General features: G+C 61.9%; 1 pseudogene. It reads left to right on the plus strand.

The features are described 5' to 3' along the window. Window positions 1–257: 257 nt before the first annotated feature. Window positions 258–549, plus strand: a pseudogene (locus tag BGO16_RS06500) (D-glycerate dehydrogenase); the annotation flags it as partial.

Below are 549 nucleotides of genomic sequence, written 5' to 3' on the forward strand. Positions count from 1 at the left end.
GTTCTTGTCTTGGCCCGGCCTTCTGCTAGAGAGGACCAGGCACCCGGCGACCGGGGAGCCCGGGAAACTGCACGGCGTGCAAGCGACCCGGGGAAACCAAGGGTGACAGACGTTGAGATCTGCAGGCGGCCGCAGTTTCGAACAAGCGGGTTAACGGGAACTGAACGGTCCGTCGATCGAACCTGAATTCGCCGGATTGCGCCGTTGCATCGGAGCCGATTCGAAAACCGCAAAAGCGCAACACTAGAGGGCAAGAGATGTCGGCGAAGAAGAAGCCTCTGGTTGTCGTCACGCGCAAGCTGCCGGATTCGATCGAGACCCGCATGCGCGAACTGTTCGACGCGCGGCTCAATCTCGACGACCAACCGATGACGCCGGAACAGCTCATCGACGCCGTCCGCTCTGCGGATATCCTTGTCTCCACCGTGACCGACGACATCACCGCGGCCGTGCTGAATCAACCGGACTGCAAGCTGAGGCTGATCGCGCAGTTCGGCAACGGCGTCGACAATATCGATGTCGTCGCCGCGCACGAGCGCGGCATCACCG

Origin of the sequence: Nitrobacter sp. 62-23 (assembly GCF_001897285.1) — a bacterium.
GTDB lineage: Bacteria > Pseudomonadota > Alphaproteobacteria > Rhizobiales > Xanthobacteraceae > Nitrobacter.